At 58.5% G+C, this 15,520-nt stretch carries 15 protein-coding genes; 12 read left to right on the top strand and 3 right to left on the bottom strand.

Annotated elements, in window-relative coordinates:
- Positions 1-75: 75 nt before the first annotated feature.
- Positions 76-909 (bottom strand): bifunctional allantoicase/(S)-ureidoglycine aminohydrolase, encoded by an 834-nt coding sequence (locus ACR0BU_RS18770; protein WP_480738447.1) that lies wholly within the window; start codon positions 907-909, stop codon positions 76-78.
- A 175-nt stretch (positions 910-1,084) separates the two neighbouring features.
- On the opposite strand from ACR0BU_RS18770, the gene ACR0BU_RS18765 reads away from it, so the two are divergent.
- Positions 1,085-1,441, top strand: coding sequence for a hypothetical protein (locus ACR0BU_RS18765; protein ID WP_298936617.1), 357 nt, complete (start codon positions 1,085-1,087; stop codon positions 1,439-1,441).
- Between the two features lie 10 nt (positions 1,442-1,451).
- Here ACR0BU_RS18765 and ACR0BU_RS18760 read toward each other — a convergent pair whose 3' ends face one another.
- Positions 1,452-2,387, bottom strand: coding sequence for a 2-hydroxyacid dehydrogenase (locus tag ACR0BU_RS18760; RefSeq protein WP_480738446.1), 936 nt, complete (start codon positions 2,385-2,387; stop codon positions 1,452-1,454).
- A 126-nt stretch (positions 2,388-2,513) separates the two neighbouring features.
- On the opposite strand from ACR0BU_RS18760, the gene ACR0BU_RS18755 reads away from it, so the two are divergent.
- Genes ACR0BU_RS18755 through ACR0BU_RS18740 form a run of 4 tightly spaced genes read left to right on the top strand, consistent with a single transcriptional unit; the run spans position 2,514 to position 6,183 of the window.
- The gene (locus tag ACR0BU_RS18755) at positions 2,514-3,749 is read left to right on the top strand and encodes an acyl-CoA dehydrogenase family protein (RefSeq protein ID WP_480738445.1); all 1,236 of its coding nucleotides are present in this window, start codon (positions 2,514-2,516) and stop codon (positions 3,747-3,749) included.
- Positions 3,750-3,761: 12 nt separating this feature from the next.
- A complete protein-coding gene (locus ACR0BU_RS18750; RefSeq protein WP_480738444.1) occupies positions 3,762-4,562 on the top strand; it encodes a thioesterase family protein in 801 nt (266 codons plus the stop codon).
- A gap of 29 nt (positions 4,563-4,591) precedes the next feature.
- Positions 4,592-5,284 (top strand): DUF1007 family protein, encoded by a 693-nt coding sequence (locus tag ACR0BU_RS18745; RefSeq protein ID WP_480738442.1) that lies wholly within the window; start codon positions 4,592-4,594, stop codon positions 5,282-5,284.
- A complete protein-coding gene (locus tag ACR0BU_RS18740) occupies positions 5,269-6,183 on the top strand; it encodes a nickel/cobalt transporter (protein WP_299082477.1) in 915 nt (304 codons plus the stop codon). Before ACR0BU_RS18745 ends, ACR0BU_RS18740 begins: the two co-directional genes overlap by 16 nt.
- A 1-nt stretch (position 6,184) precedes the next feature.
- Here ACR0BU_RS18740 and truA read toward each other — a convergent pair whose 3' ends face one another.
- Positions 6,185-6,952, bottom strand: a complete 768-nt coding sequence (gene truA / locus ACR0BU_RS18735; protein WP_480738441.1) for a tRNA pseudouridine(38-40) synthase TruA — start codon at positions 6,950-6,952, stop codon at positions 6,185-6,187.
- 108 nt (positions 6,953-7,060) lie between these two features.
- Between truA and ACR0BU_RS18730 the strand changes: the two genes are divergently transcribed.
- From ACR0BU_RS18730 to ACR0BU_RS18700, 7 genes are all read left to right on the top strand, one after another.
- Complete coding sequence (locus ACR0BU_RS18730) at positions 7,061-8,476, top strand: YcjX family GTP-binding protein (protein WP_480738439.1); 1,416 nt, start codon at positions 7,061-7,063, stop codon at positions 8,474-8,476.
- Positions 8,473-8,928 (top strand): N-acetyltransferase family protein, encoded by a 456-nt coding sequence (locus ACR0BU_RS18725; protein ID WP_480738438.1) that lies wholly within the window; start codon positions 8,473-8,475, stop codon positions 8,926-8,928. The genes ACR0BU_RS18730 and ACR0BU_RS18725 overlap by 4 nt, the downstream gene beginning before the upstream one ends.
- Positions 8,921-9,910, top strand: coding sequence for a YcjF family protein (locus ACR0BU_RS18720; RefSeq protein ID WP_480738436.1), 990 nt, complete (start codon positions 8,921-8,923; stop codon positions 9,908-9,910). The genes ACR0BU_RS18725 and ACR0BU_RS18720 overlap by 8 nt, the downstream gene beginning before the upstream one ends.
- A gap of 60 nt (positions 9,911-9,970) precedes the next feature.
- Complete coding sequence (locus tag ACR0BU_RS18715) at positions 9,971-10,681, top strand: VIT1/CCC1 transporter family protein (protein ID WP_300071041.1); 711 nt, start codon at positions 9,971-9,973, stop codon at positions 10,679-10,681.
- A gap of 75 nt (positions 10,682-10,756) precedes the next feature.
- Positions 10,757-12,073 carry an SDR family oxidoreductase gene (locus ACR0BU_RS18710; RefSeq protein ID WP_480738434.1) on the top strand — a complete coding sequence of 439 codons (1,317 nt, stop codon included), beginning with the start codon at positions 10,757-10,759 and terminating at the stop codon, positions 12,071-12,073.
- A complete protein-coding gene (locus tag ACR0BU_RS18705) occupies positions 12,073-12,552 on the top strand; it encodes a DUF2269 family protein (RefSeq protein WP_480738432.1) in 480 nt (159 codons plus the stop codon). Before ACR0BU_RS18710 ends, ACR0BU_RS18705 begins: the two co-directional genes overlap by 1 nt.
- 97 nt (positions 12,553-12,649) lie before the next feature.
- Positions 12,650-15,367 (top strand): DUF2339 domain-containing protein, encoded by a 2,718-nt coding sequence (locus tag ACR0BU_RS18700; protein ID WP_480738431.1) that lies wholly within the window; start codon positions 12,650-12,652, stop codon positions 15,365-15,367.
- Positions 15,368-15,520 lie beyond the last annotated feature (153 nt).

The raw sequence follows: 15,520 nt of genomic DNA, 5'->3' as shown, positions 1-15,520 counted from the left end.
CTTTTATTTCATCAGATTCACTTGGTCCTGTGAAGCCCTGACACAGCAAATACCAATGATGTGTTCAATTGCTCATTAGCGCTTTGACAGTGACAAGGGCATGTGGCGGTTCACGTCTTTGTACAGCAGGTACCTAAATCGTCCTGGACCGCCTGCGTAACAGGCCTGCGGGCAAAAGGCGCGCAGCCACATATAGTCACCGGCCTCAACTTCGACCCAATCCTGATTGAGCCGGTAAACCGCCTTCCCTTCAAGCACATACAGCCCGTGCTCCATGACATGGGTTTCTGCAAAAGGGATCACGCCACCGGGCTCGAAGGTGACGATGTTTACGTGCATGTCATGACGCAAATCCTGAGGGTCGGCGAAACGGGTGGTGGACCATCGCCCGTCGGTGCCGGGCATAGGAATCGGCGCGACGTCCCGCTCATTCGTTATGATCGGATCCGGTTCGGACAGGCCCGGAACGGCATCATAGGCCTTGCGCAGCCAATGGAACCGGGCGGTTCCGTCTGACCGATTGTGCAACGTCCAGTCGCTACCGGGCGGAATATAGGCGTATCCCCCTGTATCCAGGAGGTGAGGCGCGCCATTAACGGTCAGCGTCACTTCACCTTCAACGACGAACAGAACCGCCTGCGCATTAGGATCAGTGTCTGGCCGGTCGCTGCCGCCACCGGGCTGAACCTCCATAATGTATTGTGAAAACGTCTCGGCAAACCCGCTCAGCGGACGCGACAGAACCCAGAGGCGCGTGTTTTCCCAGAACGGTAGGTAGCTGGTGACGATGTCACGCATTGTTCCCTTCGGAATCACGGCATAGGCGTCGGTGAACATGGCGCGGTCCGTCAAAAGCTGATCCTGGCTGGGATGTCCGCCTTTGGGGGCGTAATAGGTTGGATGTGTCATGACATGCCTCGGGGTCGTTTTAGGGCACTATGGGGGGAAAGACCTGACGCTCCTAGTCAGTGCCTTGCGATAGGTTTGTTCGGGATAATTTGAAGGTAGGCGAGCTGGGGGTTGGCCCTGCGCCCACCGGAGTATATCGTCGGGATCAAACGGATTTCATTTTAGCGAGGCGCGCATGACCACCCGATATTCTTTGACTGCGGCGGTACTAAGTCTGGCGCTGTTTGTTGGGGCGGCGCATGCCAAGCCGCTCTCTCGGATCATCGCTGAAATGGGCCTGACGCCGTCAGATTTCGAGGTGGTGAATGCAGCCTCAAACACGCTTCTGTCGAACGGCACTCCCAGCGTGGGAAAGGAACAATCCTGGGTAAATGAGGCAACAGGGTCCAAAGGAACAATCCGGGTTGGAAATGTTCAGGGAAACTGTGTCGAGCTGCAGCATGCTATCCACCCCGAAGGCGCCGATCAGACCCGTGAAATTCGGACGCGCCGATGCCAGGATGCCAGCGGCAATTGGATGATGGCGCCCTGATCTTACAGGATCAGTAGCCTTTGCTTCGATCCACTTCGTGCATCAAGGGCGACCCGGTGGTCAACCTTTGGAAATTCTCTGCCACATCTGACAACGCATCGCCCAGATGCCACCCCGAAACATGTGGGGTGATCGTGATAGAAGGGTGCCGCCACAACGGGCTGTCTTTGGGCAGGGGTTCTTCGCAGGTCACATCAAGAACCGCGTGAGCAAGCGTGCCCTGATCCAGCGTTGCGATCAGGGCCTGTTCGTCAATCAGATCACCACGACCGGCGTTCAGCAACTGGCTTCCGGGTTTCATCGCAGCCAGCATATTCGCGTCGAACAGGTCGATGGTTTGTGGCGTGGAGGGTAAGATCGCGCAAACATGATCACATTGATCCAACATACCGGGCAGGGCGCTTTCGCCATGCAAACAGGTGATGCCATCGATCTGTTTGGGTGACCGGCTCCAACCCATGACCTGAAATCCGACGGCATGAAGCATGCGTGCCGTGCGGCTGCCGATATGGCCCAGTCCCAAAACGCCAACCACTGTTTCCGGCGTAAACGTTGGGGCCTTGGGCTGCCATTCTGCCCGTTTTTGGGCTGCCTCATGAAACGCCATATGCCTCTGAGCGCGCAGAATATAGGCCAAAAACCACTCGGCAATTCCCTGCGCAGGCGCATCGGGCCTCAGCCGTGCGATGCGGACGTGGCTTGGAAGATCAGGATTCCCGACAATCGTTTCCACGCCAGCCCCAAGTTTTTGAACAAGTTTCAGGTTGGGCAGATCACCCAGACGGTCTGCCTTGAGATCTACAACCGCCATCATGGTGATGTCATTCGCGTTTCCGATTGTGTCGGGCGTGCGAACATCCGCATCCGGCATCTGGCGCATGACGTCGCGGGCGATGTCTGCGTCGTCTATCCAGTTCGACAATCCAGTGTCGATCAACAATGCCATTTGTATCCCCTGCTTAGAAAATGAATGTGGTGACGTCCCGTCACCTAGCTGGACAGCGTCATGAGAGTTAAGCCATCCTCAATCGCAAAGGTACAGTCCGGTTTCGGTACTTCAGGAGGAATTTTCATGAATATGTCGTTTGTTCTGCGCGAGGAAAACCGCGCGCTTTTGCAACGCGTTGCCGGTATGGTCCGGGACGAGATCATGCCGCTTGAAGAGGAGTATCAGGCCGAAATCGACAAAGGCGACCGGTGGCAATACACCGACCGCCAGGCCGAAATCCTTGAGGGTTTGAAAGCCAAAGCCAAGGCGGCGGGGCTTTGGAACTTTTGGCTGACAGACAGCGAGAGGGGATTTGGGCTGACGACGGTCGAGTATGCGTATTTTGCCGAGGAAATGGGCAAGACGCCCTTGGGTGCAGAGGTGTTCAACTGCTCGGCCCCCGATACCGGCAATATGGAAGTTTTTGAACGCTACGGTAGCGAAAAGATGAAGAAACAGTGGCTTAAGCCGCTGCTCGAGGGTCAAATCCGGTCTGCTTATTTGATGACCGAACCAGATGTGGCCTCGTCTGATGCAACCAATGTGGCGATGTCCTGTGTGCGGGACGGGGACGACTATGTGCTGAATGGCGAAAAATGGTGGTCTTCGGGCGCGGGTGACCCGCGATGCAAAGTCTACATTGTTATGGTCAAGACCGGCGGCGAGGAACAGCCCAAGCACAAGCGTCAGTCGATGATTGTGGTTCCTGCGGATGCTGCGGGCATCGAAATTCTGCGGCCGATGCAGGTCTATGGCCATGATGATGCCCCCCATGGTCATATGCATATCCGGTTCACAAACGTCCGCGTACCAGCTGAAAACATCCTGCTGGGCGAGGGGCGCGGTTTTGAAATCGCGCAGGGCCGTCTGGGACCGGGCCGTATTCACCACTGCATGCGTGCCATCGGACAGGCTGAAAGCGCGTTGGCCCAGATGTGCAAACGGTCCATGCAACGTGAGGCATTTGGCAAAAAACTGGCCCAGCTGGGTGCCAATTTCGACATCATCGCCGAATGCCGGATGGAGATTGAGATGGCCCGCCTGCTGTGTCTCAAAGCTGCTTGGTACATGGATCAGGGCGACGCCCGCGCGGCTGCCCCGTGGATCAGCCAGATCAAGGTGGTTGCACCTCGGGTCGCGCTGAAAGTCATCGATGAGGCCGTGCAGATGTTCGGCGGGCAAGGGGTCAGCCAGGATACACCTTTGGCGACGGCATGGACCCATGTACGGACGCTGCGGTTGGCGGATGGACCGGATGCGGTGCATCGCCGCCAGGTGGCGCGGGCCGAGTTGAAAAAGCACACGCAGGAAAAAGTCTGAGACATCGCGAGAATGCAAACTGACAAACGGATGCAGTCCTACTTTCGACTTCGCTCTGATGGGGCGTTTATTGGCAATGATCCCGTGCGCGGGCCTTGGTCTGCCGATCATTGCCATGCGGGGCCGGTGGCCGGCCTGATCGCACGCGCCGCTGAAACTGAGGTTGGGCCCGAGAAGATGTTGACCCGTCTGACGGTCGTTTTGTTGCGGCCGCTGCCATTGGCAGGTTTGCGGGTCGCGGCTGAAACCACGCGTCACACCAAAACCTTGGCGACGACCCGTGTGACGGTTCATGATCTGGACGACACGTTGTGCTGCACCGCGACCACGATGCACCTGGTACGTAAAGACTTGGGTCGCGTTCCAATTGTTGTGACCAAAAAACTCAGCGTCAACGATACCGTGGATGGTCCTTTCCCAATCGGTCAGATGCGGCACGATTTGCCCGGCTTTGCCCATTTCGTTGACGTCGTTTACCCCGAGGGCGGCAATCAAGGTCCTGGTCCCAAAACCATTTGGATGCGCGCGCCATCGCTTCTGGACGGGGAAACACAGTCGCCCATTCAATCGATGTGTCCGCTTGCCGATTGCGGCAATGGGATCTCTTGGAATGTTCCGCCGACCGAAATGGGGTTTATGAACACCGATCTGACGCTGCATATTCATCGCGAGCCGGTTTCCGACTGGTTGGCCTCTGACTCTGTTTCGCACTGGCAATCATCGGGCATCGGCATGTCGCAATCCGTCCTCTATGACACACAAGGACCTGTTGGGACCGCGTTACAGACACTGGTGTTGTTCCCGTCAGCCTGAAGTGGTCGGCTGGTTTCTGCAATTTGATCGTGAAACGCATTGCTGTTGGCAGACCGAAAACCTATCTTGCGGCCATGCGTTGGCTGACCACCCTTTTAACCTGTTGCCTGCCGATCCCGGGCTTGGCGCACCCGCATGTCTTCATTGACACCGGGCTAGAGTTCATTGTGGACGAGGCCGGCCAGCTAACCCATATCCGCGTGTCCTGGGCGTATGATGAGCTGTTTTCACTTTTGACCCTGGAAGACATGAAGCTGGATCAGGATTCCGATGGTGTTCTAACAGAAGCCGAGGAGAGGTTCCTGACAGGCTTCGACGCCGAATGGATCGAAGGATACAACGGTGATCTTGTAGTTACCGCTGGTGGTGCACCGGTTTTGTTGTCCGGTCCGCTCGAACCGCACGCAACCACCGAAGATGGGCGCATCGTGACCACTCATGTGCGGGCGGTAGAGGGTGGACCTGTTTCCGCGAATGCGCTGGTGGCCAAGGCCTTTGATGAGACCTATTACACTGCTTATGAAGTGACCCGTCCCGTTACGGTTTCTGGACCCAACTCTTGCCAGCTGGACCGGTTGGATCCTGATATTGATGGGCAATTGGCGCAGATGCAGGCCTTTCTGCTGACATTGGATGCCGACTACGATCTTGAAGAAAACGATATCCCGCTGGTCGGGGAGAATTTTGCGACCGAGATACGCCTTTCATGTCCAGATACCTGATTGTACCGGTCGCAATTGCGTGTGCTCTGCTGCTTTGGTTCTGGGGCAGCGGCGGGTTCGACCATCTGGCAGCTTGGGCTGCCGGTGAGCAGCGAGAGTTTCAGAACCAGATCGCCCGATCACTGCGCGCCGCACGCGCAGAACAGCCCGAAGCGGTCGCAACCCTGCTGACCGTGTGTTTTGCCTACGGCTTTTTCCACGCCATAGGCCCCGGGCACGGAAAGGTCCTGATCGGAGGGTACGGCCTTGGCCGTCGGGTCGCATTCTGGCGTCTGTCTGCTATCAGTGTTTTGTCCAGCCTGGGGCAGGCGGTAACGGCTATCGTGTTGGTCTATGCAGGCGTCCTTGTGTTCCAGATGTCCCGGGAAAGCATGGTTGGCGCAACCGAAAAGGTCATGGCCCCGGTTAGCTATGGGGCGATTGCGGTGATTGGTCTTTGGCTGGTGTTTCGGGCCGTGCGCAGTTTTTTAAGGCGGCATCGCACCGACGCATCCCACGCACATCACGATCATCATCACCACCATGATGACGTCTGTTCAGATTGTGGTCACCGCCACGGCCCAAGCGCCGAGGATGTTGCGAATGTCGGAAGCCTGCGCGAAGCCATAGCCCTGATCGTTGGCATCGCCGCCCGCCCCTGTACCGGAGCACTATTTGTTTTGATCCTCACCTGGCAGATGGGCATTGCGATGGTTGGCATTGCGGGAACCTTTGCCATGGCGCTGGGCACGGCAACCGTTACAACGTTGGTGGGCTGGACGTCCTTTGGATTGCGTGGCGGACTGTTGGCGTCTGCATCGGCCACGCGGTTTGCCTCGGTTCTGGCACCGACAATCGAGTTGGTGGCCGGTTTACTGATCGTCGTTATCGCCGGAGGTTTGTTGCTGCGTGCGCTTTGATTCAGTCAAAGACCGGGTCTGGATATCCAACGCATGCCAGATACAAGCCTTGCGGTGGGCAAACCGGACCACAGGCCGCACGATCAGCGGCTTCTAAAGCATCGCGCACATCATCCGGGGACCATGCGCCCGCGCCAACCCGCTCTAACGTTCCTACAAAACTGCGGACCTGATTATGCAGGAAGGACCGCGCGCGTACGTGGAAATGAACCTCGGGCCCTGAAAACCCCTGAACCAGTTCGACATGCAACGCGTCCAGCGTTTTGACAGGGCTTGCCGCCTGACAAATGGTCGAGCGGAAGGTGGTAAAATCATGTCGCCCGATCAACATATCTGCGCCAGCCTGCATTGCGTCGACATCCAGTAAATGATTGATCTGCCAGACCTGCCCTTTGTCATGTGTCGCCGGTGCGCGGCGCATCAGGATGCGAAACAGGTACTGCCGTTCCAGTGCAGAAAACCGGGCATGCCAGTCGTCATCGACCCGCGCCGCCTTCACAATGGCAATCGGTTGAGGCTTGAGATGGTAATTCAGCGCCTCGGACAGGCGGAACGGGTCCCAATCCTTGATCAGATCACAATGCGCGACTTGCCCAAGCGCGTGAACGCCCGCATCCGTGCGACCGGCGGCGGCTATGGTGTGCTCTCCGGGTTGGATACGGGACAGGGCCTGCTCAATGGCACCTTGCACCGATGGCTGTTCCTTTTGCCGCTGCCATCCGGCATACGGCTCTCCTTGGTATTCGACTTTCAGTGCGTATCTGGGCATGGGCCGCTGGTACAGCGCGGCGCGCAATCGGGCAAGGGGGGCAAAAGCTCTGGCATGTCCTGCGGGCGCTACCTATCTTAGGTAAAACAAAAATTGCGGGGCGGCGGCTTGGTCATCTCATCATTGGCAGACAGTCTTGTACGCGGGGTGGAATCCGTGGGGGATCGTGTGTCCGAGGCATTCTTTGAGCCCGTCATTCGCTTGGGCGTGACCGGGTTGGCGCGGTCGGGCAAGACGGTGTTTATCACTTCTCTGGTTGCCAATTTGTTAGACCGGGGCCGGATGACCGGCCTAGTTGCGCAGCAAGAGGGACGGATCAACGCCGCGTATTTGCAACCACAGCCAGATGATACAGTGCCACGATTTGACTACGAATCCCACTTGTCAGACCTGACCGGTCCCGAACCGCATTGGCCTGACAGTACGCGCGCTGTGTCTGAACTGCGTCTGTCGTTTAAGGCGCGTCCTGCGGGACTGTTGGCCGGGTTGCAGGGGCCGCGCACCGTACATCTGGATATTGTTGACTACCCGGGTGAGTGGTTGTTGGACCTGGCGCTGCTGGACAAGCCATACGAAGAGTGGTCACAGGAAACGCTGGCGCGCATTGAAACCCGTGCCGAAGCGGCTGAGTTTCTGCAAACGGTTCAGTCTGTCGACCCTGCGGGCGCACATGATGAACCTGCCGCACAAGCACTGGCTGTCGCGTTCACCGCCTATTTGAATACTGCTCGCGAGGCTGGGTTTTATGATTGCACGCCGGGTCGTTTCCTGTTGCCCGGTGACTTGGCCGGGTCCCCGGTTTTGACTTTTGCGCCATTGCCGATCTCTGGCCCATCGCGCCGCCGAACCTTGCAACGCGAGATGGAGCGGCGGTATGAGGCGTACAAGTCTCGGGTTGTGAAACCATTTTTTCGGGATCATTTCGCCCGGATCGACCGACAGGTCGTGTTGGTGGACGCGCTGGGCGCGATTCACAAAGGGCCGCAAGCTGTCGAAGATATGCGCCGGGCTATGGCCGATATCTTGTCGGCTTTTCGCCCGGGGCGAAACGCATGGCTCAGCCAGCTATTGCTGGGCAAGCGGGTCGAGCGTATCCTGTTCGCCGCCACCAAAGCTGATCATCTACATCACCTGCAACACCCCCGGTTGACCGCGATTATGGAGGCGCTGACCCGAGATGCACGCGACCGTGCGAGTTTTGCGGGCGCCGAAACGGCGGCCTTGTCACTGGCATCATTGCGCGCCACCACCGAAGAGATGCGTAGCCACAATGGATCTGAACTGCCTTGCGTTCGGGGCACGCTCCTCGACAGCGGCAAACCCGCCGCGTTTTACCCCGGTGAGTTGCCGGACGATCCGTCGCATCTTCTTAGCCCGGCCCGAAACGGAGCATCCACCTGGTTGGATGACGACTATGGATTTATGGCCTTTGCGCCAGCCAATTTGACCCTGCGCCCCGGTGATGGTCCGCCGCATATCCGGCTGGACCGCGCGGCTCAGTTCTTGATCGGAGATCGATTGTGACCGTGATCCTCCGACCCGCGCGCAGCACGGATGCTGGGGCCACTGGCACGATTCTGCACGGGTTCGCCAAAGAAAACGACTGGATGCCCGAGCTGCATAGCTGCGCCGAGACCATCGCTTTCTGCGGCAGAATGATCGACCTGAATTGGGTCACCGTGGCCGAAACGGATGCCGGCGTGGTTGGGTTCTTGGCACTCAACGGCGCGGAAATCCATTCGCTCTATCTGACTGAGACCGCGCGCGGGCAGGGGATCGGGCGACAATTTCTGAACCACGCCAAATCCCAGCACGCGCAGCTTAGCCTGTTTGCGTTTCAAGCCAATGAAGCCGCATGCAGGTTTTACCTAAGACATGGATTTGACGAGGTCGCGCGCGGTGACGGGACCGACAATGACGAAAATCTGCCCGACATAAAATACGCATGGAGTAGCAAGGGGTTGAATGATGGCTAAGGGCCCGGTTGTGATCGATCTGGAAGCCGACGAGCCGGCAACGGACGTCTCGCGGGCGCCGCCGGTTCCCGATATTGCGCAGCCGCAGGGGCAAGCGATGCAGAGCGCTGCGCGCTTGGCTGCCCGCAAACCTTCGGCCCTTGCAAAGTGGTTCTGGGGATTGGCTCTGGCTGTCATCGGTGCCGCTGTGTCTGTTGCCGCTTGGGATTTCGCGACGTCGTTGGTCGAACGTGCACCTGTTCTGGGGTGGCTCGTGACGGGGTTGATTTCGGCGCTGGTGCTGGTCGCGTTGATCATTGCGATCCGCGAATTGGCTGCGATTGGGCGCCTGTCCCGGGTGGACGGAATGCGTCGCGCCGCTGATGCAGCCCTTGCCGAGGCCGACTTGGCGCAAGCGCGCGCGGTCACGACCCGCTTGATTGCGTTCTACAAGGGCCGCGAGGAAACGCGCTGGGGCCGCGACCGTCTGGTCGAACGAATGCCTGAACAGTTCGATGCGTCTGGCCTGCTAAGCCTTGCTGAAGATGAGTTACTTGTACCCTTGGACGCCGCCGCCAGCCGCGAGGTTGAGGCTGCGGCACGTCAGGTCGCAACCGTGACAGCCCTTGTTCCTTTGGCCTTGGCAGACGTCGTCACCGCCTTGGCGGCGTCGTTACGCATGATCCGGCGGGTTGCCGAAATCTACGGTGGACGGGCTGGGTTTCTGGGCAGCTGGCGACTGACGCGGGCGGTCTTTGTACATCTGGTGGCCACCGGAGCTGTGGCCGTTGGGGACGACCTGCTGGAACCTGTGCTCGGCGGGTCTGTCCTGAGCAAACTGTCACGTCGGTTCGGAGAAGGCTTTGTAAACGGGGCCCTCAGCGCCCGTGTTGGCGTCGCTGCCATGGAGGTTTGCCGACCTCTGCCCTTCTCGGAACGGCACAAACCATCGACACGCGGGATGGTCAAACGCGCCTTGCAGGGCTTGTTCTCAAAAGGTTGATTCAACGCAAAGCCACCGGAGCCGCTTCGTCGCACACTTGGTGTGACAGAGGAGCGAGCCATGACGGAACACGGTCACAGCCAGCAGGAAATCAAAGCCCGGATCAATGACCCTGAGGGGCGCGGCGTGTTACGGGATGTGGTCTATGGAGGAATAGACGGATCTGTGACCACATTCGCAATCGTGGCCGGCGTCGCCGGAGCCGGTCTGTCTCCATTCGTCATCGTCGCGCTGGGTTTGGCAAATGTACTGGCCGATGGGTTTTCCATGGCTGCAGGGAACTATTCGGGCACCAAGGCCGAACTGGACAATATCCACCGTATCCGAGCGATCGAAGAACGACACATCAGCCTCTATCCTGACGGTGAGCGAAACGAAGTGCGTGAAATCCTCGCGCAAAAGGGATTGTCGGACGACGTTCTGGATGATGCCACCACGGCGATTACGGCCAACCGCGAGAACTGGATCAACCTTATGATCGAAGGGGAGTATGGCTTGGGCAGCGTTGACCCGCACCCGATCAAAGCCGCGCTGGCCACCTTTGGTTCGTTCTTATTGGCGGGCCTGATTCCTCTTATGCCGTTTTTGTTGTCAGTCGAGCGGGCCTTCGCCACTTCCGCATGCATGACGCTGGTAGTTTTCTTTGCTATCGGTGCCCTGAAAAGCCGATGGTCGCTCGCACCGTGGTGGCGATCTGGGATCGAGACGTTGCTGATCGGTGGTCTGGCCGCGTCGATCGCGTATCTGGTCGGATCTCTATTCCACCCGTAATTTGTCGCAGGTGACAGTCTCGGCTGGCGCGTGAGAGCCAATCGGATACTGTGACAAAAACAGGTTTGATTGGCGATGTCGCTACAGGAGCTAAACGGAAGAAACGTTCTGGTTTTGGGCGCTTACGGGTTCATTGGTGCCGCTGTTGTGCATGCATTCCAGGCGCAAGGCGCTGTGGTTTGCGGGTTGGTACGCAGCCTGCCCACGGGCGCCAAGGTTTTGCCAGGCATCGCATTGAAACAAGGGGACCTGCGCAACTTGGTGCAGCCCGACGCTTGGCGGGACATCCTTTCAGGCGTGGATGTTGTGGTCAACTGCGCAGGTGCATTGCAGGATGGTGGTGATGATGATCTGACGGCTGCTCATCACACGGCAATTGCCGCTTTGGGGCAGGCCTGCGCACGTGATGGCATCGCGATTGTCCAGATCTCGGCCATCGGTGCCGAGGAAAACGCGGATACGCATTTCATGCGCTCAAAAGCTGCAGGCGATGCGGCTCTGCGGTCGGCTGGCGTTGCGCTTTGGGTGCTGAAGCCCGGGCTTGTTATTGGACAATCGGACTATGGTGGAACCGCTTTGCTGCGGATGTTGGCGGCCGTCCCATTCGTGCAGCCACTGGCCTATCCGGATACTTCGGTGCAATGCATCGGAATGCCAGACCTGTGCGATGCAGTGCTGCGTGCGGTGGCTGGGCAATTGCCTCAGGGCACCTATGATCTGGTCGAGGATGAGCCACACACTTTGTTCGACGTTGTGGCAGCCACACGCGCTTGGCTGGGTTTCCGGCGCGCGGGGATCAGTGTGACGATTCCTCGGGTACTAACCCGAGCCGTTGCGGCGATTGCGGATGCTCTGGGCAGATTGGGCTGGCGCTCTCCGTTGCGGAGCACTGCAATGACCATCATGACAAAGGCTGTGATCGGAGACCCGGCGGCCTACAAGGCAGTAACCGATCACCCGGTCGCCTCGTTGGGCGATATCTACGCATCATTTCCCAGCGCCCGTGAACACCGTTTGACCGCACGGATCACGTTACTGATGCCCCTGGTTGTCGGTGTCCTTAGCGTTTTCTGGATATTGTCCGGGGTCTTTGGCCTGTTGGGGCTGGGTCAGGCGGCCGAGGTTTTGACAAGCGCAGGCTGGTCCCAGACTTTGGCGTCATTCAGCGTCGTGTTCTGGTCACTGGTCGATCTTGCCCTTGGACTGGCCATCTTGTGGCGACCTTGGGCCAGGCGAGCCTGTCTGGCCCAATTCACAGTGGCATCGATCTACTTGCTGGCAGCCTCGGGTACGGTGCCTGGCTTATGGCTTGATCCGCTGGGGCCTCTTGTGAAAATCCTGCCCGCGATGATGCTGTCCCTTGTCGCAATGCCGATGTTGGAGAGCCGCTGATGGACCCAGATCTGATCCTGCGGTGGCTGCATGTCATCGGCGCCTGCGTGTTGTTGGGCACCGGTGCTGGCATCGCATTTTTCATGCTGATGGCGCACCGCACGTCTGATCCGCGCATCATTGCCCACACCGCTGGCATTGTTGTATTGTCGGACCTGCTGTTTACGACGACGGCCGTCATTCTGCAGCCCATTACCGGCACTCTTCTGGCGTGGAACTTGGGTTGGTCGCTGACCGAAGGCTGGATCGCGCTGTCACTGGTGCTGTACGTATTGACCGGTCTCTTCTGGTTGCCGGTGGTTTGGGTGCAAATTCGGCTGCGAAAATATGCGCAGATCGCGGTCGATCAAGGTACGGCGATGCCCGAACAGTATGGCCGGTTGTTCCGACTATGGTTTGCCTGCGGCGTTCCGGCCTTTTTGGCGGTGCTTATTATCTTGTGGCTGATGTTGGCGCGGCCGGCGATTGCCATTTTCTAGCGTGATCATGCAACAGTATGAACGACTACGGGTTTCCTGACTGTCGTCCGTCCTTTGACCGCGCTAGCGTGTGGCCAATTGCCGAACGGAGGGTCACTTGGAATCACTGCTTGTTCTTGTCGGTCTCATTGTACTGGCTATTCCGGTGACAATCATTGTGCTGCTGGTCGGACAATCCCGTTTGCGGCGCCGGGTTGAGACGTTAGAGGCGCAGATTGCCAATTTGCCAACGGAGGTCGTTGGCGAAGACCTAAAGCCGACCCTGAAAGCGCAGCCTGCCCAAACGCCGGTAGAATCCGAAGATCGCAAGGCCGGGCCTTGGTCCCCGCCCAAGGCAGAGTCCACCGAAACCCCTGCGGACATGGCTATGGCAGAGCCCACGGAACCGTCCCCGGCTGTTGTATTCCGGCGGGAACGGATCGCAGCGCTGGGCGCGTGGCTGCGCGAGAATTGGTTTTACGCGGTGTCCGCGCTGTCACTGGCATTGGCGGGCATCTTTCTGGTGCAATACGGGGTGGAAAACGGGTTGTTGCCACCGGCCGCCCGTGTTGCTGCGGCCCTGGCGTTTGGTGTTGCCCTGATCGGTGCCGGAGAGTTTTTGCGCCGCAGGTTCGGGGACGGAGAAGACTCGGCGACGGCCTATTTGCCCTCGGTCTTTTCTGGCGCTGGTCTTGTAACCTTGTTCGGCGGCATTCTGGCCGCGCGGCAACTTTATGATCTTATCGGTCCTGAAACTGCGTTAATCGCGCTTGTTTTGGTTGCTTTGATTGGCCTTGTCTTTGGCTGGTTTCATGGCCCGCTTCTGGCCGCCGTTGGTCTGATCGGTGCCTTTGCAGCCCCTTTTCTTGTTGGAGGCGCATCAGAGGATCCGACATGGTTATACGGCTACTTCTTTGTCATCGCTGTTCTTGGGTTGGGTGTCGATACAGTTAGACGCTGGGCCTGGGTTTCGGTTCTGACTCTATTCGGCGCATATTCCGCATGTCTGTTGGTGGTTTTGTCCTCGCCCCTGACGGAACCGGGATATCTGACCTCTGTGGGGGCGCTGGCCTTGATTGCCATTGCGATTCCGGTTCGCCGGGTTTGGCCGGATCATGCAGGCCCAATGATTGTTGAAATGCTCCGGCGCCAAAAAGGCGCACCATGGCCAGAATTTCCAACCCGCCTAGCATTCGCTGCAGCGACGGCTAGCTCTGTCATTCTGTCAGTCCATTGGGCGGATTCAGCCGGAGAGTTTTGGCTGGGGGTTTGCCTTCTGGCTGGTCTGACGCTGGCCTTGATGCTGTGGGCGCGGGACGCACGTGCCCTTCAGGACCTGACGGTTTTACCTGCGCTGGGTCTGATCTGGTTTGTCTTGCGGCACGGTCTGGATAACGGGTCGGTCGTACGCGTCTTTGCCGAAACCTATGTCGAGACAGCCGAGGCCGACTACCCAATGGTCATTACCCTGCTCGTCGCGTTGGGGGCTTTGATCTCGGTTCTGGCAGCGTGGCGATCTTTCGGCGCTGACCGTGCCAAGGCCGCTTGGGCCGGTGCGGCAGCCTTGTTTGCCCCAGTAATGGCGATCGCACTGGAAGTTGGATGGCGTCCGGCAGATGTGATCGGGGCTTATCCTTGGGCATTGCACGCAATTATCTTGGGCGCCCTGATGGTTGTGCTAGCTGAACGCTTTGCCCGCGTAGACGGAGAAAACCGGATGCGCCCTGCCTTGGCGACGTTGTCCGCACTGTCTTGCCTGGCATTTGCCTGTGTGATCGTGCTCAGTTCTGCCGCGCTGACAATAGCGTTGGTGATAACTGTCGTTGTTGCAGCTGCTTTGGATCGAAAATTCACGTTGCCACCGATGAGCTGGTTTATCTGGGCCGGCGTGTTCACCGTGACTGTGCGACTGATACTGGATCCGGGCCTCGATTGGGCTTCCTATGCACCGGTTGGCGAGATGACCTTGGTCTACGGATCGGCGACTTTTGGTTTCTTTGTAGCCTGGCTGCTACTGAAGCCATTGGACCGTCCCGTCGCCACACTGATGCTTGAGAGCGCGGCCTGGGCAACCGGGGGCATTTTACTGACGCTGTTGCTGCTGCGCTGGCTGGAGGGGATCGGCGAAGTTGGTGCCGAGAACAGCCATTGGGGCGCAGGATTACTGTCCGTAATCTGGCTGTTGTTGGCCTATGCTCAGGTGCAAAGGTTCAAACTGGGCGGTAAGCTGCAGCCAGTGCGCTATCTTCTGGCCGTGTTCTTCGCGGCTCATGGAGTGCTGCGCCTGGGGCTCGCGCTGACCGAACTGAACCCACTGCTTGATCGTTATGCCGACCCTGTTTTGGGTCCGCCTGTTTTGAACACGCTTGCCGTCGCCTACCTATTGCCAGCCCTGGCCATCGGGTTGTCAGCCTGGCGTATTCCTGCGATTCCCCTGCGGTTGAAGCAGGTCTCATACACCACCGCTGGCGCGTTGATAGCGGTTTGGTTAGGGCTGACAATTCGTCATTTCTGGCAGGGAGCGGCCGGGATGTATGAAGGCAATGGCGTCACCCAGCCCGAGCTTTACACTTACACGATGACGCTTTTGATCATCGGGGCAGTGCTGTTCTACCAGTCGCTTGCACGCCAGTCCGATCTGATGCGCAAGGCCGGGTTGGCGGTGATCGGGCTGGCCGTGGCCAAAGTGTTCCTGATTGACATCGCGGGGCTGGGTGGTTTGATCCGAGTGTTCTCACTGCTGGCGCTGGGCCTTGCCTTGGCGGGCCTTGCATGGCTCAACCGTTGGGCCAAGCTGCGCCATTCGCCGCAGGAAGCGGAAGCTCTGGACCATTAGGCACGGGCGTCTTATAAGCGCGGCCATGTATGACCGTCTGGCCATCATTATTCGAATTATATCCCCGGCGCTCTGATCACGCGAGACGCCGGGCAAAGGTGCTTGAGAATTCGCACTGACCGCTTCGATCCACATATGACAAGATCATCCACC

Source organism: Ruegeria sp. CK2 (genome assembly GCF_056536585.1).
Note: the sequence above shows the minus strand (reverse complement) of the source record. Positions and strands in the feature narration are given on the sequence as shown.

Coding starts and splice junctions, on each gene's coding strand:
- ACR0BU_RS18770 (WP_480738447.1), bottom strand. CDS start 909: ATGACACATCCAACCTATTACGCCCCCAAAGGCGGACATCCCAGCCAG.
- ACR0BU_RS18720 (WP_480738436.1), top strand. CDS start 8,921: ATGGCTAAGGGCCCGGTTGTGATCGATCTGGAAGCCGACGAGCCGGCA.
- ACR0BU_RS18765 (WP_298936617.1), top strand. CDS start 1,085: ATGACCACCCGATATTCTTTGACTGCGGCGGTACTAAGTCTGGCGCTG.
- ACR0BU_RS18740 (WP_299082477.1), top strand. CDS start 5,269: ATGTCCAGATACCTGATTGTACCGGTCGCAATTGCGTGTGCTCTGCTG.
- ACR0BU_RS18755 (WP_480738445.1), top strand. CDS start 2,514: ATGAATATGTCGTTTGTTCTGCGCGAGGAAAACCGCGCGCTTTTGCAA.
- ACR0BU_RS18705 (WP_480738432.1), top strand. CDS start 12,073: ATGGACCCAGATCTGATCCTGCGGTGGCTGCATGTCATCGGCGCCTGC.
- ACR0BU_RS18715 (WP_300071041.1), top strand. CDS start 9,971: ATGACGGAACACGGTCACAGCCAGCAGGAAATCAAAGCCCGGATCAAT.
- ACR0BU_RS18710 (WP_480738434.1), top strand. CDS start 10,757: ATGTCGCTACAGGAGCTAAACGGAAGAAACGTTCTGGTTTTGGGCGCT.
- ACR0BU_RS18750 (WP_480738444.1), top strand. CDS start 3,762: ATGCAAACTGACAAACGGATGCAGTCCTACTTTCGACTTCGCTCTGAT.
- ACR0BU_RS18760 (WP_480738446.1), bottom strand. CDS start 2,387: ATGGCATTGTTGATCGACACTGGATTGTCGAACTGGATAGACGACGCA.
- truA (WP_480738441.1), bottom strand. CDS start 6,952: ATGCCCAGATACGCACTGAAAGTCGAATACCAAGGAGAGCCGTATGCC.